Annotated in this window: 19 protein-coding genes; 11 read left to right on the forward strand and 8 right to left on the reverse strand. The window is 70.7% G+C overall.

Annotation, left to right across the window (positions count from 1 at the left end):
- Positions 1–273: 273 nt before the first annotated feature.
- The 3 genes from A33M_RS09185 to A33M_RS09195 are packed head-to-tail and all read right to left on the reverse strand — an operon-like array spanning position 274 to position 3,063.
- Complete coding sequence (locus A33M_RS09185) at positions 274–1,710, reverse strand: short-chain fatty acid transporter (protein WP_008386142.1); 1,437 nt, start codon at positions 1,708–1,710, stop codon at positions 274–276.
- Positions 1,711–1,739: 29 nt separating this feature from the next.
- On the reverse strand, positions 1,740–2,396 hold the full coding sequence (locus A33M_RS09190; RefSeq protein ID WP_008386143.1) for a 3-oxoacid CoA-transferase subunit B: 657 nt from the start codon (positions 2,394–2,396) through the stop codon (positions 1,740–1,742).
- A gap of 13 nt (positions 2,397–2,409) precedes the next feature.
- Positions 2,410–3,063 carry a CoA transferase subunit A gene (locus tag A33M_RS09195; RefSeq protein WP_008386144.1) on the reverse strand — a complete coding sequence of 218 codons (654 nt, stop codon included), beginning with the start codon at positions 3,061–3,063 and terminating at the stop codon, positions 2,410–2,412.
- 397 nt (positions 3,064–3,460) lie between these two features.
- Between A33M_RS09195 and atoS the strand changes: the two genes are divergently transcribed.
- The 6 genes from atoS (at position 3,461) to A33M_RS09225 (ending at position 13,015) form a co-directional block, all read left to right on the forward strand.
- Positions 3,461–5,275, forward strand: coding sequence for a two-component system sensor histidine kinase AtoS (gene atoS, locus A33M_RS09200; RefSeq protein WP_202801837.1), 1,815 nt, complete (start codon positions 3,461–3,463; stop codon positions 5,273–5,275).
- The gene (gene atoC, locus A33M_RS09205; RefSeq protein ID WP_008386146.1) at positions 5,272–6,684 is read left to right on the forward strand and encodes an acetoacetate metabolism transcriptional regulator AtoC; all 1,413 of its coding nucleotides are present in this window, start codon (positions 5,272–5,274) and stop codon (positions 6,682–6,684) included. Before atoS ends, atoC begins: the two co-directional genes overlap by 4 nt.
- A 144-nt stretch (positions 6,685–6,828) precedes the next feature.
- Complete coding sequence (locus tag A33M_RS09210; protein ID WP_008386147.1) at positions 6,829–8,796, forward strand: PHA/PHB synthase family protein; 1,968 nt, start codon at positions 6,829–6,831, stop codon at positions 8,794–8,796.
- A 265-nt stretch (positions 8,797–9,061) separates the two neighbouring features.
- The gene (locus A33M_RS09215) at positions 9,062–10,165 is read left to right on the forward strand and encodes a hypothetical protein (protein WP_008386149.1); all 1,104 of its coding nucleotides are present in this window, start codon (positions 9,062–9,064) and stop codon (positions 10,163–10,165) included.
- A gap of 36 nt (positions 10,166–10,201) precedes the next feature.
- A complete protein-coding gene (locus A33M_RS09220) occupies positions 10,202–11,296 on the forward strand; it encodes an AAA family ATPase (protein ID WP_202801838.1) in 1,095 nt (364 codons plus the stop codon).
- Between the two features lie 348 nt (positions 11,297–11,644).
- A complete protein-coding gene (locus A33M_RS09225; protein ID WP_008386152.1) occupies positions 11,645–13,015 on the forward strand; it encodes a vWA domain-containing protein in 1,371 nt (456 codons plus the stop codon).
- Positions 13,016–13,042: 27 nt separating this feature from the next.
- On the opposite strand, the gene A33M_RS09230 is transcribed toward A33M_RS09225, so the two are convergent.
- From A33M_RS09230 to A33M_RS23830, 3 genes are all read right to left on the reverse strand, one after another.
- Positions 13,043–13,906 (reverse strand): SDR family oxidoreductase, encoded by an 864-nt coding sequence (locus A33M_RS09230; protein ID WP_008386153.1) that lies wholly within the window; start codon positions 13,904–13,906, stop codon positions 13,043–13,045.
- A gap of 105 nt (positions 13,907–14,011) precedes the next feature.
- Positions 14,012–15,079 (reverse strand): endonuclease/exonuclease/phosphatase family protein, encoded by a 1,068-nt coding sequence (locus tag A33M_RS09235; protein ID WP_008386154.1) that lies wholly within the window; start codon positions 15,077–15,079, stop codon positions 14,012–14,014.
- Positions 15,080–15,262: 183 nt separating this feature from the next.
- Positions 15,263–15,406 carry a hypothetical protein gene (locus A33M_RS23830; protein ID WP_008386157.1) on the reverse strand — a complete coding sequence of 48 codons (144 nt, stop codon included), beginning with the start codon at positions 15,404–15,406 and terminating at the stop codon, positions 15,263–15,265.
- A 183-nt stretch (positions 15,407–15,589) separates the two neighbouring features.
- On the opposite strand from A33M_RS23830, the gene A33M_RS09240 reads away from it, so the two are divergent.
- On the forward strand, positions 15,590–16,066 hold the full coding sequence (locus A33M_RS09240; protein WP_008386159.1) for an MEKHLA domain-containing protein: 477 nt from the start codon (positions 15,590–15,592) through the stop codon (positions 16,064–16,066).
- Between the two features lie 49 nt (positions 16,067–16,115).
- Here A33M_RS09240 and A33M_RS09245 read toward each other — a convergent pair whose 3' ends face one another.
- Positions 16,116–16,394, reverse strand: a complete 279-nt coding sequence (locus A33M_RS09245) for a hypothetical protein (RefSeq protein ID WP_008386161.1) — start codon at positions 16,392–16,394, stop codon at positions 16,116–16,118.
- A gap of 334 nt (positions 16,395–16,728) precedes the next feature.
- On the opposite strand from A33M_RS09245, the gene A33M_RS09250 reads away from it, so the two are divergent.
- From A33M_RS09250 to A33M_RS09260, 3 genes are read left to right on the forward strand one after another with little or no spacing between them, the layout of a single operon-like run.
- A complete protein-coding gene (locus A33M_RS09250) occupies positions 16,729–19,038 on the forward strand; it encodes an ATP-binding protein (RefSeq protein WP_040619902.1) in 2,310 nt (769 codons plus the stop codon).
- The gene (locus A33M_RS24405) at positions 19,026–19,487 is read left to right on the forward strand and encodes a response regulator (protein ID WP_008386165.1); all 462 of its coding nucleotides are present in this window, start codon (positions 19,026–19,028) and stop codon (positions 19,485–19,487) included. The genes A33M_RS09250 and A33M_RS24405 overlap by 13 nt, the downstream gene beginning before the upstream one ends.
- Positions 19,484–21,904, forward strand: coding sequence for a response regulator (locus A33M_RS09260; RefSeq protein ID WP_008386166.1), 2,421 nt, complete (start codon positions 19,484–19,486; stop codon positions 21,902–21,904). The genes A33M_RS24405 and A33M_RS09260 overlap by 4 nt, the downstream gene beginning before the upstream one ends.
- A gap of 98 nt (positions 21,905–22,002) precedes the next feature.
- Here the strand turns inward: A33M_RS09260 and nirK are convergent, their stop codons facing one another.
- Entirely contained in the window at positions 22,003–23,127 is a 1,125-nt protein-coding gene (gene nirK / locus A33M_RS09265; RefSeq protein ID WP_008386167.1) for a copper-containing nitrite reductase, read from the reverse strand.
- 156 nt (positions 23,128–23,283) lie between these two features.
- Between nirK and A33M_RS09270 the strand changes: the two genes are divergently transcribed.
- Positions 23,284–23,496: a DUF1858 domain-containing protein gene (locus tag A33M_RS09270; protein ID WP_008386168.1), complete on the forward strand. Its 213-nt coding sequence runs from the start codon at positions 23,284–23,286 to the stop codon at positions 23,494–23,496.
- The last annotated feature ends 27 nt before the right edge of the window (positions 23,497–23,523 follow it).

The raw sequence follows: 23,523 nt of genomic DNA on the forward strand, positions 1-23,523 counted from the left end.
AACGAGCCGATGGGAGTCCGCGCCGCGGACACGATCACGATGTCGGTCATTGTGGAAACACTCCTCGAAAACCGTCGTCCCGCCCGACCGGCGCGGTGGTGTCGCGCCGTCACCGATGTCGCTCTGATGTCGTTCTCGCGTCGCTCGGCGTTTCGGGGATCGGGAGGACCGGCACCCGGACCGCAGAAGGGACCGGGCGAAAAGGAAAGCCGCCGCCGGCAGGAGACCGGCGGCGGATCGGCGGGGGCGGAGGACCGTCCCCGCCGGGCGACGTCAGCCGGCGTGCGGAGCCAGGAACCAGAGGAGGAACAGCACCAGCGGAACGTGGAACAGGAACTGGGTGAAGCAGAAGCCGACGATGTCACGCGCCTTGAGGCCGAGCACACCGAGCAGCGGCAGCATCCAGAACGGGTTGATCAGGTTGGGCAGCGCCTCGGCGGCGTTGTAGGTGGTGACGGCCCAGCCGAGATGAGTGTGGAGGTCCTTGGCGGCCTGCATCACATAGGGCGCCTCGATGATCCACTTGCCACCGCCCGACGGGACGAAGAAGCCGAGCACCGCCGAGTAGATGCCGATCACCACCGGGTAGGTCTCGGTGTTGGCGATCGACACGAACATGTCGGAGATGTGGTGCGACAGGGTGAGGCCGTCCGAGCCCGGAACCGCCGTCATCATCGCCGCCACCGCGCCGTAGAACGGGAACTGCAGCAGCACGCCGCCGGTGGTCGGCACCGACTTCACCACCGCCTTGTGGAAGCTGTAGATGTTCTTGTGCAGCAGCAGCCCGACCATCAGCAGGATGAAGTTGTAGGTGTTCAGGTTGCCGATCACCTGCAGCGCCGGCTTGTTCCAGAACTGCATGCCGATCCACGCCGCGGCGATGATCACCACCAGCACCGGCAGGATGGGCGTGAACTCGGCCCACTCGCCGGGCCGGGTCGGCCGCGCGTCGGTGACCTGCTCGAGCGACACGTCGCAGCCCATGTCCTGGGCGGTGCGGACGTGCGAGCCCTTCGGCGCCGACAGGAACGACACCGCCACCGACAAGACCATGATGGCGATCGCCGCGACGATCGAGTTCCACAGGAAGATCGTCTGCGACAGCGGGATCACGCCGGTGATGTCGGAGATCGCCTTCGGCAGCGAGCCGGCGTTCGCCTGCAGCATGGCGGCCGACGACGACAGGCCGAGCGCCCAGGTGGCGCCGAGGCCGAGATAGGCGGCCGCGCCGGCGGCGCGATAGTCCATGCCGAGCTCGGTGCGACGCGCGAGCGCCCGGATCAAGAGGCCGCCGAGCACCAGGCTCAGGGCGTAGTTCACGTAGGACGCCATCATCGAGACGAAGGCGACCCAGGCGATCGCCGCCGCGTTGGAGCGCGGCACCGCGGCGAGCAGATCGATCAGCTTGGCGACCGGCGGCGACACCGCCAGCACGTAGCCGGTGATCAGCACCATCGCCATCTGCATGGTGAACGGGATCAGCGTCCAGAAGCCGTCGCCGAAGTGCTGCGCGATCGACACCGGCGAGGCGCCGGTCGCCAGATTGGCGGCGGCGACCACCAGGACGGCGAAGATCACGAACACGAAGGCGTCGGGGTACCACTTCTCCGCCCAGGCCGTGAAGGCATAAGCGAGCCGGGCGAGGCCGCCCTGGCGAACCGACGGTGCGGCGGCGAGGCCGAGGTCGGTGGTCGTAGCGTCGACGGACATTGGCACTACTCCAGTGGAAGCCCGCGCGGTCAGGCGGCGAGCTTCATGGTCGAGACGGTCTCGGGAACGATCAGCGTCGCCTCGGTGGCGGCGATCACCTGATCGACGGTGACGCCCTCGGCGACCTCCTCCAGCACGAGGCCGGCGTCGGTCGGACGGATCACGGCGAGCTCGGTGACGACGAGATCGACGCGCCGCACCGAGGTGAGCGGCAGGTTGCAGCGCTTCAGAATCTTCGGCTTGCCCTTGGCGGTGTGGGTCATCGCGACGATCACGCGCTTGGCGCCGGAGACCAGATCCATCGCGCCGCCCATGCCGGGCACCATCTTGCCGGGCACCATCCAGTTGGCGAGCTGGCCCTGCTCGTCGACCTGCAGGCCGCCGAGCACGGTGACGTCGAGATGGCCGCCGCGGATCAGGCAGAAGGAGGTGACGCTGTCGAACGCCGCGGCGCCCGGAATGATGCCGGTCGGCGAGCCGCCGGCGTCGGTCAGCGCGGCGGCGGCGGCGCCCGGAATGCCGAGCGGCGCCATGCCGACGACGCCGTTCTCCGACTGCAGGAACACCTGCACGCCGACCGGCAGGTAATTGGCGACCAGGGTCGGCAGGCCGATGCCGAGATTGACCAAATTGCCGTCCCGCAGCTCGCGGGCGACACGCTTGGCGATCGTGGTTTTCTCGTCCATCTCAGTCCCCATCTCAGTTCCGGCGCGCGACCACGCAGTCGACGCACACGCTGACGGTCTCGACCTGATCGGGCGGGATCACGCCGACCGGCACGATCTCCTCGGCCTCGGCCAGCACCGTCCCGGCGGCCATCGCCATCACCGGGTTGAAGTTGCGGGCGGTCAGCTCGTAGGAGAGATTCCCGTACTCGTCGGCGCGCCAGGCGTTGACGAGCGCGAAGTCCGCCTTGAGCGGCTTCTCGAGCAGGAAGGTCTCGCCGTCGACCTCGACGGTCTGCTTGCCTTCGGCGACGGTGGTGCCGACGCCGGTCGACAGCAGCACGCCGCCGATGCCGGAGCCGCCGGCGCGGATGCGCTCGGCGAGCGTGCCCTGCGGAATCAGCTCCACCTCGATGTCGCCGTCGATCATCCGCTTCTGCGTCTCGGGGTTGAGCCCGATGTGCGACGCCACGAGGCGCTTCACCGCGCCGGCGGCGATCAGCTTGCCGATATCGACGCCCGGCCGGGCGGTGTCGTTGGCGATGATCGTGAGATCGCGGCGGCCCTGGCGGATCAGCTCGTCGATCAGGGCGTGCGGCGAGCCGACCCCCATGAACCCGCCGATCATCAGCGAGGCGCCATCCGGAATCCGCGCGACCGCCTCCTCGATTGTCGTGACCTTGGACATGACAGATCCTCTGTTTCGAAGCGCTGCACGCGGACCTCCGATGCGCGTTCGCAAGGGGCCGCCGCCCGCAGCCGGGCTTCGCCACACCCTGCGCAAGGCGCGTGCCAGCGCCGGCCGATCATGAATTCGCGAGGGTTTTCCGGCTCGGCTGGCCACCGGTGGTATGCTTTTCATGCAAATCTCTGCGCGCCGGTGCGCAACAAATTGCGCACCGCGCGTTGCGTGCATCCCGCGCCGGACAGACGGTGGTGCGATCTATGAAAACACCACGACTTGCGGGAGCCCGCCGGGAGAGGCGATAAGGTGGCGGTGCATGCGCGCGCGTCCGCGCTATCCTCCGAGGCGCACACTCGAGGCCGATCTCTTGTGGTTCCCCGCTCTTCGTCGATTCCTTCCGGTGCGCAGCCTGCGCCTGCGTCTGATGCTCACGTCGCTGATCGTCGTCGCGCTGCCGATCGCGATCGTCGGCACCGCGGTCGAGCGCGAGGGCCTCGACACGCTGCGTCGTGAGAAGCAGGACAAGCTGTTCGCGTTCGCGCGCATCCTCGACGCCGAGCTCGGCTCCGGCTTCGATGCGCTGCTCGCCGATCTGCCGAGCGGATGGAACGACCGCGCGGCGGCGATCCGCCATCTGAACGAGAAGCTCGCCGGGGTCACCGACCGGGTGGCGGCGGCCGCGCCGGGGGTCGGCGTCGGCTACTACTCACGACGGCTCGACGCGATCGTCACCTACGGCCCGAGCCGCGACTATGCGATCACCGTCGGCATGTCGATCCCGCGCGACCATCCCGGCCGGCGGGTGATGGAGACCGAGCTGCCGACCATCGAGGTCGGCACGCTGGTGCGCGGGCCGATCCTCAACGCGATGCTGCCGATCGTCCGCGGCGGCGAGGCGATCGGCTACATCTGGTCCAACGAGTTCTCCCCGGCGGTCGAGGCGCAGCAGAGCGCGATCGACTATGCGGTCGCGTTCGCGAGCATCGGCGGCCTGGCGATCGCCTTCGTGATCATCAGCATCGTGTCGCGCCGCTTGTCGGCCGACGTCGGCGTGATCGTGCACGGCCTCGCCGAGATGAAGCGCGACCTGAGAAGCCGCATCCCGCCGCTGCGCGACGAGCTCGGCGACATCGTCGTCGCCATCAACGGCATGGCGCGCGCGCTGTTCGACGCGCAGTCGCTCAATCAGAACATTTTGGCGAGCGTCGCCGACGGCATCGTCGCGGTCGACGTCGACGGCCGCATCAAGGCGCTCAACCCGGCGGCGGAGAGCCTCTACGGCGTCGGCGCCGGCGAGGTGATCGGGCGGCCCTACGGCGACCTGTTCTCGGCCGGCGCCAGCGGCGAGAGCGCGCTGCTCGACACGCTGCTCACCGGCCGCGCCCACGAGGCGGTGTCGGTCGAGTTCGTGCGCGGCAAGCAGACGCTCAGGCTCAACGCGACCTCGAGCATCCTGCGCGACGCCGACGGCCGGCGGATCGGCGCGGTGGTGGTGCTGGAGGACGTTTCCGAGCGCGATCGGCTGATGGTGCAGGTGATGCGCGCCGACCGGCTCGCCGCGCTCGGCGAGCTGACCGCCGGCATCGCCCACGAGATCAGGAACCCGCTCACCTCGATCCGCGGCTTCATGCAGTACCTCGAGGACTGCGAGAGCCTGGAGGAGTGGCGCCGCTACGGCCCGCTGATCATCCGCGAGGTCGACAGCCTCAATCACATCGTCAGCGAGCTGCTCGCCTTCGGCCGGCCGCAGCCGCCGCGCATCGGCCTGGTGCGGGTCGGCAGCCTGGTCGAGGAGATGGCGTTCCTCGCCAAGGGCAAGTCGGACGCCCGCATCGAGGTCTTGCCGGCGCCGTCGGTGCCGGCGATCGAGGCCGACGGCGAGGCGCTCAAGCAGGCGCTCCTCAATCTGATCATCAACGCCATCCAGGCGATCCCGGACGGCGGCACCGTGACGATCGCCGTGCGCGCCGACGACACCCACGTGTCCATCACGGTGACCGACGACGGCATCGGCGTCGAGGCGGAGGACATCTCGAAGGTCTTCGATCCCTTCTTCTCCACCAAACCGAGCGGCACCGGCCTCGGCCTCGCGATGGTCCATCGCATCGTCGAGGCCCACCGCGGCACCATCACCTTCGACAGCCGTCCCGGCGCCGGCACCCGCGTCGAGATCCGGCTGCCGATCGCCCAGAACGACGAGACCACCACGTCATGACCACCCCCACCCCCACCGTTCTCGTCGTCGACGACGACGAGGCGATCCGCCACATGCTCACCGCCGTGCTCGGCAAGGAGGGCGTCGCCGTCTCGGTCGCCGCCGACGGCGTCGAGGCGACCGAGACCTATCGCCGCCATCATCAGGACGTCGTGCTGATGGACATCCGCATGCCGCGCCGCAACGGCCTCGAGGCGATGAAGGCGATCCTCGAGATCGACCGCGGCGCCGCCGTGATCCTGATGACCGCGTTCGCCGAGGTCGGCACCGCGGTGACGGCGATGAAGGACGGCGCCTTCGACTACGTGATAAAGCCGTTCGACATCGAGGAGATCCGCGTGCTGGTGCGCCGCGCGCTGGAGATCCGCTCGATGCGCGCCGACATCATCTCGCTGCGGCAGGAGCTCGCCGAGCGCTACGGCGCCGAAGGCATCCTCACCGACAATCCGCGCATGATGGAGCTGCGGCAGACCGTCGCCAAGGTCGCGCGCTCGGCCGCCACCGTGCTGATCGAGGGCGAGAGCGGCACCGGCAAGGAGCTGGTCGCCGCCGCCGTGCATTACGGCAGCCCGCGCGCCACCGGCCCGTTCGTCAAGCTCAACTGCGCGGCGATTCCCGAGGGCTTGCTCGAGAGCGAGTTCTTCGGCCACGAGAAGGGGTCGTTCTCCGGCGCGGTCGGCCGCAGGCGCGGCCGCTTCGAGCAGGCGGAGAACGGTACGCTGTTTCTCGACGAGATCGGCGAGATCTCCACCGCGCTGCAGGTGAAGCTCCTGCGCGTGCTGCAGGAGCGCGAGTTCGAGCGGGTCGGCGGGTCGACCCCGATCAAGACCAATGTGCGCATCGTCGCCGCCACCAATCGCGACCTCGAGGGCATGGTGCGCGCCGGCACGTTTCGGCAGGATCTGTTCTTCCGCCTCAACGTCGTCTCGCTGAAGACCATTCCGCTGCGCGAGCGGCCGGAGGACATCCGGCTGCTCGCCGGCCATTTCCTCGAGCGCTTCGCCGCCACCAACGGGCTCGTCATCCGCGGCTTCGATCCGGCGGCGATGGACCGCCTGCTCGCCCACCCCTGGCCCGGCAATGTCCGCGAGCTCGCCAATGCGGTGGAGCGCGCGGTGGTGATGAGCACCACCAACGTGATCCTGCCCGAGGACTTGCCGGAGAACGTCGGCCACGCCGACGCCGCCCCCGATCTCTCGCCCGATCTGGTGCCGAGCCTCGACGGGCCGGACCGACGGCCGCTGCGCGAGCGGGTCGGCGAGTTCGAGACGCAGGTGATCCGCGCCGCCCTCGCCCACAATGGCGGCAACCGCGCCCGCACCGCCGTGCAGCTCGGCATCAGCCGCCGCGCGCTGCTCTACAAGCTGCAGGAATACGGCCTCGGCGCTGCCCGCGAAGGGGCCGACTGAGCGCCCGTTCGGGAACACGGGCGGCGGCGGCGGGGCGCGACATCTTCGGACATCACTGCGGATCCGGTCGCCTCGCCCGTGCCGGGGTGCTACACTGGCGCAACGATCGGGGGCGACGGCGGGGGGACGCGAGGTAGGTGTCCGATGTCCGTGAGCGAGAGTGTGCCGAACGATCCGCGGCCGGGGGTCGCGCCGAGCGAGACCGTCGACCGGCCGCCCGGTGGGCCGGGCGATCCGGGCCGCCGGACCGGTGCCTTCGCGCCGGTGGTGCTGCCGGTCGGCCGTGACCTCGCACCGGCCCCGACCGCCGCCGCGACCGTGACGACGCCGGCCGTGCCGCCACCCGGGCCGTCCCCGGCGCCGATCGCCGCCGAGCAGGATTCCTACATCGCCACCGCGCTCGGCGATCTGCTCGACCGCGCGAGCCACACCGCGATCGCCCGCGTCACCGGCGGCCTGTCGCCGGCCGCGCTTTTGGAAGCCTATCTCGACTGGGCGGTGCATCTCGCGATGGCGCCCGGCAAGCAGATGAAGCTCGCCGAGAAGGCGACCAAGAAGGCGCAGCGCTTCGCCCGCTATGCCGCGCAGTCGCGCCCCGGCGAGACGCCCGAGCCGTGCATCGCCCCCCTGCCGCACGACCACCGCTTCACCGCGCCGGCCTGGCAGCAATGGCCGTACAACCTGTTCTATCAAAACTTCCTGCTGCAGCAGCAGTGGTGGCACAACGCGACCACCGGCGTGCGCGGCGTGACCCGCCAGCACGAGAACGTCGTTGCCTTCATGGCGCGGCAGATGCTCGACGTCGTCTCGCCGTCGAACTTCCTCGCCACCAATCCCGAGCTGATCGCCCGCACCCGCGAGACCGGCGGCCTCAATCTCGTGCGCGGCGCCTACAACCTGTTCGACGACATCGACCGGGTGATGAGCGGCAAGCCGCCGGTCGGTGCCGAAAAGTTCCGGGTCGGCCGCGAGGTCGGCATCACGCCGGGCAAGGTGATCTTCCGCAACCGCCTGATGGAGCTGATCCAGTACGCGCCGACCACCGACACGGTGAAGCCCGAGCCGATCCTGATCGTGCCGGCCTGGATCATGAAGTACTACATTCTCGACCTGTCGCCCGAGAACTCGCTGGTGAAGTACCTGGTCGGCCAGGGCTACACGGTGTTCATGATCTCGTGGAAGAACCCGGGCCCGGAGGACCGCGACCTCGGCTTCGACGACTATCGCACGCTCGGCGTGATGGCAGCGCTCGACGCGGTGTCGGCGGTTGTGCCGCGCCGGCACGTCCACACGGTCGGCTACTGCATCGGCGGCACGCTCCTGTCGATCGCCGCGGCGGCGATGGCGCGCGACGGCGACGACCGGCTGGCCTCGATCACGCTGTTCGCCGCCCAGACCGACTTCACCGAGGCCGGCGAGCTGACGCTGTTCGTCAACGAGAGCCAGCTCGCCTTCCTCGACGACATGATGTGGGAGCAAGGCTTTCTCGACACCACGCAGATGGCCGGCGCGTTCCGGCTCTTGCGCTCGGCCGATCTCGTGTGGTCGCAGATCGTGCGCGACTATCTGATGGGCGAGCGCACGCCGATGATCGACCTGATGGCGTGGAACGCCGACGCCACCCGCATGCCCTACCGCATGCATTCGGAATATCTGCACTGGCTCTTCCTCGACAACGATCTCGCCGAGGGCCGCCTGCGGATCGCCGGCCGGCCGGTGGCGCTGACCGATATCCGCGCGCCGATCTTCGCGGTGGGGACGACCCAGGATCACGTCGCGCCGTGGCGCTCGGTCTACAAGCTGCACATCTTGACCGACACCGCGGTCACCTTCCTGCTCACCACCGGTGGCCACAATGCCGGCATCGTGTCGGAGCCCGGCCGCGCGCATCGCAGCTATCAGGTGCTCACCAAGGCCGCGTTCGACCACTATCTCGACCCGGACGGCTGGGTCGCGGTGGCGCCGCGTCACCAGGGCTCGTGGTGGCCGGAATGGGTGGGCTGGCTCGGGGCGCGCTCCGGGACGCCGGTGGCGCCGCCGGCGATCGGCGCGCCGGGCGCCGGGCTCGGGCCGCTGTACGACGCGCCGGGCACCTATGTGATGCAGCCCTAGGGGAGCGAGCTCGACCGGACCAAGAGCCGGACCGAGAGCGTCGGCGCACGGCGCGGAGACACGGCGTCGCGGAGACACGGCGTCGCAGCGCGGCTGCCGCCGGGAACCGGAGGGCGGGCGTCGACGCTGTCGGCGTGTCGGCGTGCCGGCGTGCCGATGACAACCCGGGCGAGACTTCGCTATGCTCGCCGCGGGCCGGCGACTCCGCCGCCCCGACGAGCACCCGCCGGAGCTCGACCCGGCGCCACCGCGAACCAGGAGCGCCATGCCGTCACACCCCCTGACGCATCACGAGATCTTCGCCCTCGTCGCGCCGTTCGTGGCGCGCGGCTGGCGGGCCGATCTCGCCGCGACCGACCGCATGGCCCGCCGGCTGGTGCTGCGGCCGGCGCCGCCGCGAACGGAGGACGGCCCGTCCGGCGAGGCCGCGGCCGATGCCGGGGAGGCGCACACGCCACGCGTGGCGGCGCCGCCCGGCGCGACGCTGATCCTCGAGAATCCGCGCAAGGACAAGTATCGCCTGACCCGCATCGCGGCCGGGCCGGACGGGCTCGAGGCGCGGCTCGAGACGGAGGGGCCCGACGTCGCGGCCTTGCTGCATCGGATCGAGCAAGTCCCGCCCGACCGCCAGTTCTGCGCCCGCGACACCTTCTCGATCGCCTGGAGCCACCGGCTGCAGGAGGACGAGTCGACGTCGGCGCCCTCGGCCGCGGGAGAGCGGGCGGAGGCGGGCCTCCGCCTCGCGCTGGTGCGCGCGGTCGCGCTGGTGGACGGGGTGACGCTGACCGTCAAGATGCCGCCGGTGCGCGGCTATCCGGCCGATGTCGAGATCACCACCGCCGAGGACGACGGCTTCCTGCCGCCCGACGATCTGCTGGCGGTGCTCGGCCGCGACTGGCGCCGGCTGGGGCAGGTCGGCCGCGCCAAGCGCTGGAGCAGTGCGCTGCGCATCCGCGGCCGCGAGCCGGAGGCGAGCCGCAACGCGGAAGCCGCGATCGAGACCGCCGCCATCCATCTCGCCCGCACGCTGTCGGAGCCGCCGGCCGCGTTCCACCAGCGGCTCTATCGCGAGCGCTGGCGGGTGACGCTGCGGCGGGCGACGCCGCTCGCGGTGTCGATCGTGCTGCTGGTCGCCTCGCTCGGCGTCTCGAAGCTCGATCTCGCGCCCGGAAACCCGCTGTGGCTGCTGCTCTTCAACGCGCCGCCGCTGCTGCTCGCCGGCTTCTTCTGCATGCGCGAGATCCCGCGCATCGAGATCCCGCCGCTGCCCCGCGTCTCCCGCGCCGCCGCCTGGCGCACGCCCTCGCCTCTTTCGTCCCCGGCGCTCGCGCCGAGCGAGACTCCCGAAAGCGATTACCGGCCCACCTGATCAGGACGTCGAACCGTTTCCATGCCCGGCAACCCGATGAACGTTCCGCCCGTCTCGATCGCGGCCGCCAAGGCGGCGCTGATCGAGCAATATGCCGACCCGACGCTGCGCCGCCGCGCCACCATGCTGTGGGGCACGCGCGGGGTGGGCAAGTCCTCGATCGTGCGGCAGGTGGCGGCGCATTTCGCCGTGCCGCTGGTCGATCTTCGCCTCACCACCATCGAGCCGGTCGACATCCGCGGCGCGATCTATGCCGACGACACGCTGGCGAAGACCGTGTGGTTCCCGCCGGAGTTCCTGCCCTCGCCGGAGGAGCCGCAGGGCGTGCTGTTTCTCGACGAGCTGACCGCCGCCGACCAGCGCCTTCAGATCTCCGCCTACTCGCTGATCCTCGACCGAAAGGTCGGAAACTATCATTTGCCGGACGGCTGGCAGGTGGTCGCGGCGGGCAATGCGAGCTTCCACGGCGCGGTCAGTCACGACATGGGCACGGCGCTCGCCGACCGCATGTTTCATTTCAACGTGCAGACGGTGATCGAGGCGTTCCTGGCGCATGCGCTCGCGAACGACTTCGCCCCCGAGGTGATGGCCTATCTGAAGGTTCGGCCCGACAAGCTCGACGACACCCAGGCGCAGCTCGCCGCCGACCATCTGGTGGGGGCGAGCCCGCGCGGCTGGGAGGACATTTCCAACGTGCTGAAGTCCGGCATGTCGGAGACGGCCAAGCGGATGTTCGTGCAAGGGCGGATCGGCGCCGCCAATGCCGCGGAATTCTTCGGCGTGCTGCGGGAGATCGCGGCGGGCGCCGACGTGGTGCGGCTCCTGGCGGCAAAACCCGGACCGGAGACCGCGGCGCTGCTGCCGCGGACGCTCGATGGTCTCTACGGCCTGATCTACGGCCTGGTCGCCGCCGCGACCGACGAGACGAGAATGGCGCGGGCGATGGAGATCGTCGAGCAGCTGCCCGACGCCAAGGGCACCGTCGCGCTGCCGATCCGCGAGGCGCAGACGCTGGCGATGGAGGTCTTGATGCAACGCGCGCTCGCCGACGGGCTCGAGGCGGCGGTGCTGGAGAGCCCCGCCTATCACCGCTACGCCGAGCGCCGCCAGCGCGAGACCCAGGATGCGTGAAACCAGGATGCGTGAGACGGGGTTCTCGGGACACGCCGCACATTCACCTCTCCCCGCAAGCGGGGAGAGGTCGACGTCCGCGCTCGCGCGGGCGTCGGCCAAGGGGGCGCTTCCACGAACCGGCCGGCGCCGCGCGGCCGTCTCCCCGCGAACGCCGGAGCACGGACACATCACCGCGGATGCATGCGTCCGTCATGCGCGGGCTCGACCCGCGCATCCATCAAAGTCGAAACAACGGATTTTTGTTCGGCGTGATGGATCGCCGGGTCGAAGCCCGGCGATGACGGCGGAGGTCGTGGCAACCTCCGCGACGCGAGGGAGTCCGGCCGTCGCTCCGGCAGCCGTCCGATGATCTCCGCCGCGGCATCGACCACCGTCCACACCCATCGCGGCACGCGGGCGGTGCAGCGCATGGTCGAGGTCGCGCCCTCGACCGGCGGGCTCGCGCTGTGGATGGGGCATCGTGACCTGCCGGACGATGTCGCCGCGGCCCCCGCCGTCACCGACGGCACCACGATCTACTACCACGCCTCGTTCGAGCGACTGCCGATCCGCCGGCAGGTCGGCGTGGTCGCCCACGAGGTCTTGCACGTCGCGCTGCGCCACCCGCAGCGCTATCTCGATCTGCGGCGCACGCTCGGCGACGTCGACCTGCGGCTCTTCACGATCTGCGCCGACGCGATCGTCAACAGCACGCTCGGTCATCTCGGCTGGCTCGATCTGCCGGACGATGCCGTCACCCTCGACGTCTTGTTGAAGGATTCGTTCGGCGTCGAGGTCACGGTCGAGACCGCGCTGCTCGACTGGGACGTCGAGCGGCTCTATCGCGCGCTCGACGACCGCTTGCCGCTGCCGCAAAATCCGGGCGGAAAGTCGGGGCGCCCGGCGCCCGGCCGAATCGAGGCGGAGACCACCGGCACCGGCAGCGGCGGTCGTTCGTTCATGCGGCGCGAGATGCCGGCGGTGCGCGAGGACGGGCCGCGCTCGGGCCGGGCGCGTGCGCTCGGCGCCGATGCCGACACCGACATCTATCCGGTCGCCGACACCGAAGGCCCGCCGGAGGCGGAGGCCGACCGCGCCCGCGAATGGAGCGAGCGGCTGATCCGCGCGCATGCCGGCGACGGTGAGTTCTCCATGCTGCGCACGCTCTTGGCCGATCTGCCGAAGAGCCGCACCCCGTGGGAGCAGGTGTTGCGCACGAGGCTCGCCAAAAGCCTCGGCAGAAAACCGGACGTCTCGTGGTCGCGGCCGTCGCGCTCCTACATCGCCAATCAGGGACGCGGCGGGCCGCATCGCCGGCTGCCATGGGAGCCGGGCTTCGTCGCTTCGCGAAAAACGCCGCGGCTCGCGCTGGTGGTCGACGTCTCCGGCTCGATCGAGGACGATTTGATGCAGAAGTTCGCCCGCGAGGTGGAGGCGATCACCCGCCGCCTCGAGGCGGGGCTTCTGCTGATCATCGGCGACGTGAAGGTGCGAAATGTCGAGTGGTTCGAGCCCGGCCGCTCGCGGCTGCGCGACATGGTGTTCGAGGGCGGCGGCGGCACCGATTTTTCCCCCCTGCTCGAGGAGGCCGACCGCCACCACCCCGACATCTGCGTGGTGTTGACCGATCTCGACGGGCCGGCCCGCTTCGTGCCGCGCTGGCCCGTGATATGGGCGGTCACCGAGGCGCACGCCCGCGCGGTGCCGCCGTTCGGCCAGCTCTTGGTGCTGCGCTGAAGCGGCGGCACGCGGCCGGAAACGCCATCAGAGAATCGGCCGGCCGCCGGTCACCGCGACGGTGGCGCCCGAGACGTAGCTCGCCTCGTCGGCCGCCAGCATCACGTACACGGGTGCGAGTTCCTTCGGCTGGCCGGGCCGCTGCATCGGCACCTGCTTGCCGAAATTCTTCACCTTCTCCTCCGGCATGGTGGAGGGGATCAGCGGCGTCCAGATCGGTCCCGGCGCCACGCAGTTCACCCGGATGCCCTTCTCGGCCAAGAGCTGGGCGAGCCCGCCGGTGAAATTCTGGATCGCCCCCTTGGTGGTCGCATAAGCGAGCAGGCTCGGGCTCGGCGTGTCGGCATTGACCGAGGTCGTGTTGACGATCGCGCCGCCCTCGCCCATGTGCGGCAGCGCCGCCTTGATCAGATAGAACATCGCGTGGATGTTGGTGCGGAAGGTGCGGTCCCACTCCTCGTCGGCGATGTCCTCCACCGAGGAGAAGGTCGCCTGGTGGGCAGCGTTGTTGACCAGCACGTCGATCCGGCCGAATGCCGCGACCGCCTCGTCGACGATCTTCCGGCAGTGCGCCGGGTCGCCGATGTCGCCCGCCACCAGCACGCATTTCCGGCCGGCGTCCTCGACCCAGCGCCGGGTCTCGGCGGCGTCGTCGTCCTCGTCGAGATAGCTCACCAGCACGTCGGCGCCCTCGCGGGCATAGGCGATCGCCACCGCCCGGCCGATGCCGCTGTCGCCGCCGGTGACGATCGCCGCCTTGCCGGCGAGCCGGCCGGAGCCGCGATAGCTGGTCTCGCCGTGGTCGGGCCTCGGGTCCATTGCGTCGGTGCGGCCCGGCATCGGCTGGTGCTGCTCGCGAAAGGGCGGCTTCGGAAGGTCGACATTGCTCATGGTCGCAGTCCACTCGATCGGTTCGATGGGTCGGATCTCGCGAGGTGAACCGCGGCGCGGCGCCCGTTGTTCCGGGAGTCGGCCGGCCGACCGAGGCGCGCGGCGTCACGCCTCGTGGGCGGCCTCGCGGCCCTCGGCGATCACCTCGCGCATGCGGGCGAGGTCGGCCTGCTCGGCCTCGATCTCCGCGTGATCGTCGGCCGCGGAGGGGCAGTGGCACAGCGCGACCAGCAGCGGAAAATGATCCGAGCCGATGCCCGGCAGCACCCGCAGCCCGGCGAGCCGAAAGACCGGCGCGAAGAACACGTGGTCGAGCGGCCAGCGCAGCAGCCGCCAGCGGGCGTGGAAGGTGGGGAAGAAGCCGCGGCCGACGCGCGGGTCGAGCAGGCCGGAGACCTGCTGAAACAGCGTCGTGGTCTTCGACCAGGCGACGTCGTTGAGGTCGCCCGCCACCACCGCCGGCTCGTCGCCGCGTCGCACCTCGCGGCCGACCAGCACCAGCTCGGCGTCGCGCTGCGCGGTGTCGGCCCGCGGCGGCGGGCGCGGATGCACGCCGTACAGCACGATCGACTGCCCCGAGCGCAACCGCACGCCGGTTTTGATCGAAGGAATCTCGTCGGTGAGCAGATGACGGAGCCGCGGCGCCTCGAGCGGCAGCCGCGAGAAGAGATGCATGCCGTAGGTGTTGTCCTGCGGATGGCGGATCGCGTGCGGATAGCGGTCGAGCAGCGGCGCGAGCGCGCGGTCCCACCACGCGTCGGTCTCGACCAGCAGCACCAGGTCGGGATCGATCTCGCGCACCCGCGCGAGCAAAGCCTCGCTCTTGCGGTTGGACATCAGCACGTTGGCGACCATCAGCGTGAACCGGGCGCCGTCGCGGCACGCCTCGGATTTCAGCACTTGGCGGGAATGCAGCGGCGTGTAGGGCCAGATGCGCCACAGCTGCCAGCCGAGCGCGGCCGCCTGGAGCGCCAGGAACGCGCCGGTGAGGAGACCGAGCGGCAGCAGCCAAAAGGTCGCCGCCATCGTGACGACCAGCAGCACGGCGATCTGCGCGCGCGGAAAGTCGGCGACGCGGATCCACCGGTTGGTGCTCGGCAGCACGGCGACGGCGGTCGCCGCCACCAGCGCGAGCCCGAGCACGATCACGATGAGAGAGCCGGCGAACTGCACGCGTCACGCCCCGTCAGCGAAAGATCGTCGAGAAAGCAGCACCGCCGGGCCGCCGCCCCACGGCTTCCGGCACAAGGATCCGATGCGGAATCCGCGGCAAGGTCCGGACCGCATGGTTCGGCCGTCGAACGCGCGAGCGGCCCGGTCCGTTCCCGCCTCGCGGGCGTCGGGCAGTTCACACCGTCAGCCGGGCGCCAGCGTCGCCGCCGGCTCGGGCGGGTTCATGTCGCTACCGCTCATCTTGGCGGCGGTGAGATAGACACCGGCGATCAGCAGGAGCGCGAACAGCACGGTGGCGATCCCGGTCTTCGAGAACAGGCTGAACATCCTTCCTCCGCGTCGTCCGAGTTTTGGAGTTTCGATCGGGATTTTCGGGGCAACGGGACACCGCCCGGCCGGGTTCCGCCTTTCGCGCACCCAACGCAGGCTCCGGCCCGCTTTGCCTTCGCGCGCCCCGGCGCGTATCACACCGCTGCCCCCGCACATGCGTTTCGAGGACACGAGGCCGCCATGGAAGCGTCACGCCCGTCCGCGCGATCCGCTCCGGATCTGCGCACCGACAGAGACTATTTCGCGCTGCTGACCGGCAGCCACGCGCGGGTGGTCGGCACGCCCCTGGTCCCGGAGGGCCGCGACGCGGCGTGGCTCTACGAGGAGGCGCCCTATCCGGTGCTGGCGCACGACGGCGCCGCCGACCCGTGCTTCGTCTATGCCAACCGGGCGGCGCAAACATGCTTCGAGTACGGGTGGGACGAGTTCGTCGGCCTGCCGTCGCGGCTTTCGGCGGAGGCGCCCGAGCGGGCCGACCGCCAGCGCCTGCTCGACGCGGTGACCCGCGACGGCTTCATCCGCGACTATCGCGGCATCCGGATCGCCAAGTCCGGGCGCCGCTTCTGGATCGAGAACGGCACGGTGTGGAACCTGGTCGACGCGAGCGGCGTCGTGCGCGGCCAGGCCGCCACCTTCTCCGGCTGGACCGACATCTGACCGGCCGGTCGGCCGCGCGGCATCCGGCGGGTGCCGCCGCCCCGCGGGATCAGCCGGGCGGCTCGTCCGCCTCTTCGTCGGCTTCGAGAATGTCGACGATCGCCGCCGCCTTGCCCGCCGGCTGCCGGCCGAGGCCGTCGCCGCGGTTGGCCGCCCACACGGCGGCCTCCTCCACGTCGCGGACGGTCGGATCGAGCGCGAGGATCGCGGCGACCTCGACGTCCTCGGCGGTGCGAAGAATGCGGCGGACGTCGGCGGCGCTCGCTCGCGGGGCCTCGGTCGCGGGGGTGGCGGGGGTCGTGTCGACAGCGGCGCGATGGTCGGACATGCCAAACCTCCTTGGTCGAGCACACGGCGCTTCGAGGACTCCTCTGGAAAATTTGGGGACGCACGCCCGGCCCGCAACCCGCGCTCCGGCACCTTCGGGCCGCCTCCGGAAGGCGCCCGTCGCGACGTCTCGCCGCGGTTGCGAGGGTCGGTCGCCACGCCGACCGACGCAATTGCGAAGGGGAACGAAAAAAGGCTGGAACCGCTGCGTCTCCCGAACGTTACGGCAGAACGGCAGAAATTTGTCGGCGCCCCGCCGGCGGTCGGTCATCATTTCGGGTTCGTCTCTTGTATTTCGTTGAAACGATCGGAGTATCGCGATCGGAGTCCCGCCGATGAACGGGCCGCCGCAGCGTGTCCGGCGGGAGCGCCTCGACGGAGGCTGCGATCGCGAACCGATTCACGTGCCCGGAAGCATCCAGCCGTTCGGAACGCTGCTGGTGATCGATCCAGCCGATGGTCGTGTCGTGCAGGCGGCCTGTCCGCCGGGCTCGTCGGTGCTGGCGCCGGGCGATCCGATCGGCCGCCCGCTCGGCGAGGCGCTGGCGGACGGCGCGGGCCGCGAGCTCGCCCGCCTGCTGGAGCGGGTGCCGGCGTCGGGCGCCGGGCTGCTCGGGCTGGTGCGGCCGGGCGGCATCCCCCACCACGTGATCGGCCACCGCTCGGACGGCATGACGGTGATCGAGCTCGAGCCGTCCGGCCCGGACTCGTCCGGCACGGACCGGTCCGGCGCGGACCCGTCCGGCGCGAGCGGGCACGGCGGGTTCGACGAGGTGCATCCGCACGTGCGCGACTTCCTCGATGCCGTCCAGAAGGCGGCGTCGATCGATCGGCTGTGTGCGCTGGCGGCCCGCGAGGTGCGGCGGATCACCGGGCTCGACCGCGTGCTGATCTATCGCTTCGACCCCGCCTGGAACGGCGAGGTGATCGCCGAGGACCGCAACGACCGCCTGCCCTCCTATCTCGGCCTGCGCTTTCCCGCCGCCGACATCCCGGCCCAGGCGCGCGCGCTCTACCGGCTCAATCGGCTGCGGCTGATCCCCGACGCCGACTACGAGGCGGTGCCGATCCGCCCGGCCGCCAATCCGCGCACCGGCCGGCCGCTCGATCTCGGCCTCTCGGTGCTGCGCAGCGTCTCGCCGATCCATCGCGAGTACATGCGCAACATGGGCACCATGGCCTCGATGTCGATCTCGCTGTTGCGGGAGGGCGGGCTGTGGGGGCTGATCTCGTGCCACAACCGAACGCCGGCGCGGGTGCCGTACCAGGTGCGGGTCGCTTGCGACGTGATCGGCCAGGTGCTGTCGCTGCAGCTCGCCGCGACCGAGACGGCGGCCGCCGCCGAGCACCGCAACGCCCTGCGCGGCGTGCACGGCCGGCTGCTCGCGGCGATGGCGAGCGCCGAGCATTTCGTCGGCGGCCTCGCCGCGCGTCCCGACGACCTGCTCGCCCTCACCGGCGCGAGCGGCGCCGCGGTGGTGACCGGCGGCCGGGTCGTGCGGATCGGCGCGGCGCCGGCCGAGACCGACATTCTCAAGCTGGTCGACCGGCTCGCCGAGGGCGGCCGCGACGACGTGTTCGTCACCGACCGGCTGGCCGACGCGATGCCGGGCGGCGAGGCGATCAAGGACACCGCGAGCGGCGTGCTGGCGATCTCGATCTCGCAGCTGCACGACAGCTATCTCCTGTGGTTCCGCCCCGAGACCATCCACACCGTCACCTGGGGCGGCGACCCGCGAAAAGTGCCGTCGCCGGACGATCCGACCCGGCTGAGCCCACGAACATCGTTCGAGGCGTGGCGCGAGACGGTGCGGCTCACCTCGCCGCCGTGGCGCTCGGTGGAGCGCGAGGCCGCCGCCGAGCTGCGCACCGCGATCGTCGACATCGTGCTGCGCAAGGCGGAGGAGACCGCCGCCCTGTCGGAGCGGCTCACCAGCATCAACAAGGAGCTCGAGGCGTTCTCCTACTCGGTCAGCCACGATCTGCGGGCGCCGTTCCGGCACATCGTCGGCTATGCCGAGCTACTGAAGAAGTTCGAGGGCGAGCGGCTGAGCGAGCGGGGCGTGCGCTATGTCGACACCATCGTCGAGTCGGCGGTCTCGGCCGGCAAGCTGGTCGACGACCTGCTCGGCTTCTCGCAGATGGGCCGCGCCGCCCTCGCCCCGGTGCCGGTCGACATGAACGCGCTGGTGGCCGAGGTGCGGCGCCGGCTCGCCCCGGACCTCGGCGAGCGGGCGATCGCGTGGCGGATCGCCGCGCTGCCGCCGACCCGCGCCGACCCGATGATGCTGCGCCTCGCGATGCAGAACCTGGTCGAGAACGCGCTGAAGTTCACCCGCGGCCGCGAGCCGGCGGTGATCGAGATCTTCGCCGACCAGGGGCCGGAGGAGACCGTCTACCGCGTGCGCGACAACGGCGCCGGATTCGACATGGCCTATGTCGAGAAGCTGTTCGGCGTGTTCCAGCGGCTCCACCGGGTGGAGGAGTTCGAGGGCACCGGGATCGGCCTCGCCAACGTCAAGCGGATCGTCGAGCGGCACGGTGGCCGGGTGTGGGCGGAGGGATCGCCCGACGGGGGAGCGACGTTCTCGTTCGTCCTGCCCGACGGGCACGACACGAGCGGGGATCGTCGATGGCGGAGCTGAAACCCATTCTGCTGGTGGAGGACAATCCGAAGGACATCGAGCTGACGCTCGCTGCGCTCGATCAGTGCCAGCTCGCCAACACCGTCGTGGTCACCCGCGACGGCGCCGAGGCGCTCGACTATCTCCATGCCCGCGGCGCCCATGCCGGCCGCAACTCCGGCGATCCGGTGGTGGTGCTGCTCGACCTCAAGCTCCCGAAGATCGACGGGCTCGAGGTTTTGGAGCGCATCAAGTCCGATCCCACGCTGCGCCACACGCCGGTGGTGATGCTCACCTCCTCGCGCGAGGAGCGCGACCTGGTCGGCAGCTACCGGCTCGGCGTCAACGCCTTCGTGGTGAAGCCGGTGGCGTTCTCCCAGTTCTTCGAGGCGATCCGCGACCTCGGCATGTTCTGGGCGGTGCTCAACGAGCCGCCGCCCGGCGGTGCGTCTCCCGTGGGGCCGCCGTGAGCCCCGCCGCCGATCCACCGTCGCAAGGCGCGATCCGCATCCTCCATCTGGAGGACGATCCGCTCGATGCCGGCCTGGTGAGCGACTATCTCGAGGCGGCGGGCCTCGACTGCCGCATCACCCGGGTGCAGCAGCGCGGCGATTTCGCCGCGGCGCTCGAGGCGGGCGATCTCGACATCGTGCTCGCCGACCATCAGCTGCCGAACTTCGACGGCGTGGCCGCGCTGGCGCTGGCGCGCGAAAAGGCGCCCGAGGTGCCGTTCGTGTTCGTCTCCGGTGCGTTCGGCGAGGAGCTGGCGGTCGAGGCGCTGCGCCACGGCGCGACCGACTACGTGGTCAAGCAGCGGCTCGAGCGGCTGCCGGCGGTGGTGCGCCGGGCGCTCGCCGAGCGGGCCGAGCGGGCCGAGCGGCTGCGCGCCGAGGCGGCGCTGCGCGACAGCGAGGCCTTGTTGCGCGCCACCTTCGACAATGCCGGCGTCGGCATGGTGCTGATGGACGGCGACGGCATCGTCGGCCGCGCCAATGCGACCTTCTGCGGGATCGTCGGCCGCCAGACCTACCGGCTCGCCGGGCGCTCGTTCGTGGCGTTGATCCATCCCGACGACACCGAGGCGGTGCGCGGCGCCCTCGCCGCGTTGCACCGGCCGAGCGGGCCGGTGGTGCTGGAGGCGCGCGGCCTGTGCCCGAACGGCCGGGTCATCTGGCTGCGCATCACGCTGTCGGCGATCGGCGAGCGGCAGCAAATCCTCGCGGTGGTCGAGGACGTCACCGCCCACGTCACCGCCCAGCGTGCGCTCGCCACCAGCGAGGAGCTGTTTCGCACCCTCGCCGACAACATCCACCAGTTCGCCTGGATGGCCGACGCGAGCGGCTGGATCTACTGGTACAACGAGCGCTGGTTCGACTACACCGGCACCACGCTGGAGACGATGCAGGGCTGGGGCTGGCGCGCCGTGCACCATCCCGATCACCTCGAGCGCGTCACCGACAAGTTCCGCGCGAGCCTCGCCGCCGGCACCGAGTGGGAGGACATCTTTCCGCTGCGCGGCCGCAACGGCGCGTATCGCTGGTTCCTGTCGCGCGCGGTGCCGATCCGCGACGCGACCGGACGACTCGTCCGATGGTTCGGCACCAATACCGACGTCACCGCCCAGCGCGAGGCCGACGAGGCGGTTCGCCGCCTCAACGAGACGCTGGAGCAGCGCGTGGTCGAGGCGATCGCCGAGCGCGAGGCGATCCTCGCGAAGCTCGAGGAGACCCAGCGGCTCGAGACGATCGGCCAGCTCACCGGCGGCTTCGCGCACGACTTCAACAATCTGCTGACGCCGATCATCGGCAATCTCGACCTCTTGCGCCGGCGGCTCGGCGAGAACGAGCGGGCCCAGCGGCTGATCGGTAGCGCCATGCAGGGCGCCGAGCGCGCCAAGACGCTGGTGCAGCGGCTGCTCGCCTTCGCCCGCCGCCAGGTGCTGGAGCCGCGCCCGGTCGACGTCGCGGCGCTGGTCGGCGAGGCGAGCGACTTCGTGCTGCGCTCGCTCGGGCCGGACGTCTCGCTGGTGATCGAGGCGCCCGACGGCCTGCCGGCCGCCCGCGTCGACCCGACCCAGCTCGAGCTCGCGCTGCTCAATCTCGCGGTCAACGCCCGCGACGCGATGCCGAGCGGCGGCACGCTGACCGTCGCGCTCGACCGGCGGACGATCGGCCCCGACGACCACGACGGCGTGCGCCCGGGCGACTATGTGCGGATCGCCGTCACCGACACCGGCACCGGAATGGACGCCGAGACGCTCGCCCACGCGATCGAGCCGTTCTACTCGACCAAGGAGATCGGCAAGGGAACCGGGCTCGGGCTGTCGATGGTGCACGGGCTCGCCGCGCAGTCGGGCGGCGCGCTGGTGCTGTCGAGCAGGCCGGGCGCCGGCACGCGGGCGGAAATCTGGCTGCCGGTGGCGAGCGAGCAGGCGGAGCTTCGCCACGCCGCCCGGCGCGCCGCCGTCGTCGCCGCCGCCTCGCGGCCGGTCTTCATCCTCCTGGTCGACGACGAGCCCTTGGTGCGGGCGACCACGGTGGCGATGCTGAGCGATCTCGGCCACCGGGTGCTCGAGGCGGGCTCCGGCGCCCAGGCGCTCGACCTGCTCGGCGCCGGCGAGAGCCCCGACCTGGTGATCACCGACTATCTGATGCCGGCGATGACCGGCGCCGAGCTCGCGCGCGAAATCCGCGCCCGCAAGCCCGGCCTGCCGATCCTGCTCGCCACCGGCTATGCGAGCCTCGCCGGCAACGTCACGACCGACCTGCCGCTGCTGCCGAAGCCGTTCGAGCAGGCCGAGCTCGCCGCCACCGTCGACCGGCTGATCGCCGGCGCCCGCCCCGACAGCGACGTCGGTCCGTCCGCCGACGGTGCCGCGCCCGGGTGACGCCGCGCGGCTCGCGATCGGATGCCGCGGCGCGGCAGGCGCCAGGCGGCATGTGCGGGCGGCGGCCGGCGGCACCAGCCACCGGCCGCGAGGGGTGGTCAGCGGGACACGGTGCCGGAGGCCGCTCCGGCGTCGCCGAGCTTCACCGGCGGGATCGGGCCGGGCGGCGCCACCTGGCTCATCAGATCGTCGTTCCAGGTGCCCTCGACCTTCACGTGGGCGGTGGCGCCGAGCTCGACCGCCTCGATCAGATTGTGATTCACATAGGCGTAGATGCCGGGCTGGCGGAAGGTGTAGAGCGCGGCGCCCGCCGAGCCGCCGCGGATGAACCAGGTCTCGAGATCCTTCTCCGGCGGATTGTCGAACTTGCCGGTCTCCCACACGTAATCGCCGTGGCCGCCGATCAGATGCGGACGGGTGTCGCGATTGGCCTGCGAGTGGACGAACAGCACCGTCTCGCCGACCTTTGCGGTGAGCGCGTTCTTGCCGGTCAGGGCGCCGACCCGGCCCTCGAACACGACGTGAGTCGGGATCAGCTTGCGCATCACCTCGGTGGTGTCGCTGTAGGACTCGGCGAGCGAGTCGTACGATTTGAAGGCGCCGGTCTCGTCGCGCGGGACGTAGAGGTCGTTCTCGCCGATGTAATAGACGCGATCGTAGTGCAGCGGCTTGCCGTCGGCGTCCTTCAGGCCGTCGCGCGGCAGCACCATCACCGTGCCGGACATGCCGGAGACGACGTGCCACGGGATCATGCCCTCTGGCGCGCAGTGATAGACGAAGGTGCCGGCGCGGGTCGCCTTCCAGCGCAGCACCACCTGCTGGCCGGGATCGACGTGCGTGAGCGCGCCGCCGCCGAGCGCCCCGGTCGCGGCGTGCAGGTCGATGTTGTGCGGCATCGTGTTGGTCTCGGGATTGACCAGCGTGATCTCGACATAGTCGCCCTGGTGCACCACCATCATCGGGCCCGGCATCGAGCCGTTGAAGGTCATCGCCCGCAGCTTGGTGCCCTGGTCGTCGATCACCATCTCCTTCTCCTCGATCACCAGCCTGAAGGCGACGATCTTCGGCCCCTCCTCGGTCGCCTGCTCGTGAGCATGAACGAACGGCGGCGCCACCAGCGCGATCTCCTGGCGCGGCAGATCGGGTGTCTCGGCCAGCGCCGGCGCAGCGGCGAGAAGAGCGGCCATCGCCGCGCCCATCAGTGCGGATCGTCTCGTGATCATCTCGCTCTCCTGTCTGTTCGCGTGTCCCGAGAGCGTTGTCGCGCCGCCGTCGTCGACCATCGTTGTGAAAACGCAATCTCACAAACGATCGGCTGCGGGCGCCGGTTTGTTCGTGCGCAAAGACGGCTCGCGCCGGCCGGCGCTAGGCTGCCGCTCATGACGACCGCGCTCACCCCCGATCTCACCGTCGACGCCGTGATGTGCCGCTGGCCCGGCACGATCCGCGTCTTCCTGGCCCACCGCATGCGCTGCATCGGTTGCCCGATCGCCGGCTTCCATTCGATCGAGGAGGCGTGCATCGAGCACCGGGTGGAGCCTGCGGGCTTCATCGCCGCATTGCGCGCCGCCGCGCTGCACGACGCGGCGTGATCACGACGGCCTGTTGACGACGCCGCG

Origin of the sequence: Rhodovulum sp. PH10, from assembly GCF_000293785.1 — a bacterium.
GTDB lineage: Bacteria > Pseudomonadota > Alphaproteobacteria > Rhizobiales > Xanthobacteraceae > Rhodoplanes.

Bases quoted from the DNA above. Each gene is read 5' to 3' on its own strand.
- nirK (WP_008386167.1), bottom strand. From the start codon at position 23,127: ATGATCACGAGACGATCCGCACTGATGGGCGCGGCGATGGCCGCTCTT.
- A33M_RS09215 (WP_008386149.1), top strand. From the start codon at position 9,062: ATGCCGTCACACCCCCTGACGCATCACGAGATCTTCGCCCTCGTCGCG.
- A33M_RS09220 (WP_202801838.1), top strand. From the start codon at position 10,202: ATGAACGTTCCGCCCGTCTCGATCGCGGCCGCCAAGGCGGCGCTGATC.
- A33M_RS09245 (WP_008386161.1), bottom strand. From the start codon at position 16,394: ATGTCCGACCATCGCGCCGCTGTCGACACGACCCCCGCCACCCCCGCG.
- A33M_RS09190 (WP_008386143.1), bottom strand. From the start codon at position 2,396: ATGGACGAGAAAACCACGATCGCCAAGCGTGTCGCCCGCGAGCTGCGG.
- atoC (WP_008386146.1), top strand. From the start codon at position 5,272: ATGACCACCCCCACCCCCACCGTTCTCGTCGTCGACGACGACGAGGCG.
- A33M_RS09240 (WP_008386159.1), top strand. From the start codon at position 15,590: ATGGAAGCGTCACGCCCGTCCGCGCGATCCGCTCCGGATCTGCGCACC.
- A33M_RS09195 (WP_008386144.1), bottom strand. From the start codon at position 3,063: ATGTCCAAGGTCACGACAATCGAGGAGGCGGTCGCGCGGATTCCGGAT.
- A33M_RS09270 (WP_008386168.1), top strand. From the start codon at position 23,284: ATGACGACCGCGCTCACCCCCGATCTCACCGTCGACGCCGTGATGTGC.
- A33M_RS09185 (WP_008386142.1), bottom strand. From the start codon at position 1,710: ATGTCCGTCGACGCTACGACCACCGACCTCGGCCTCGCCGCCGCACCG.
- A33M_RS09250 (WP_040619902.1), top strand. From the start codon at position 16,729: ATGAACGGGCCGCCGCAGCGTGTCCGGCGGGAGCGCCTCGACGGAGGC.
- A33M_RS24405 (WP_008386165.1), top strand. From the start codon at position 19,026: ATGGCGGAGCTGAAACCCATTCTGCTGGTGGAGGACAATCCGAAGGAC.
- A33M_RS23830 (WP_008386157.1), bottom strand. From the start codon at position 15,406: ATGTTCAGCCTGTTCTCGAAGACCGGGATCGCCACCGTGCTGTTCGCG.
- A33M_RS09225 (WP_008386152.1), top strand. From the start codon at position 11,645: ATGATCTCCGCCGCGGCATCGACCACCGTCCACACCCATCGCGGCACG.
- A33M_RS09230 (WP_008386153.1), bottom strand. From the start codon at position 13,906: ATGAGCAATGTCGACCTTCCGAAGCCGCCCTTTCGCGAGCAGCACCAG.
- A33M_RS09210 (WP_008386147.1), top strand. From the start codon at position 6,829: ATGTCCGTGAGCGAGAGTGTGCCGAACGATCCGCGGCCGGGGGTCGCG.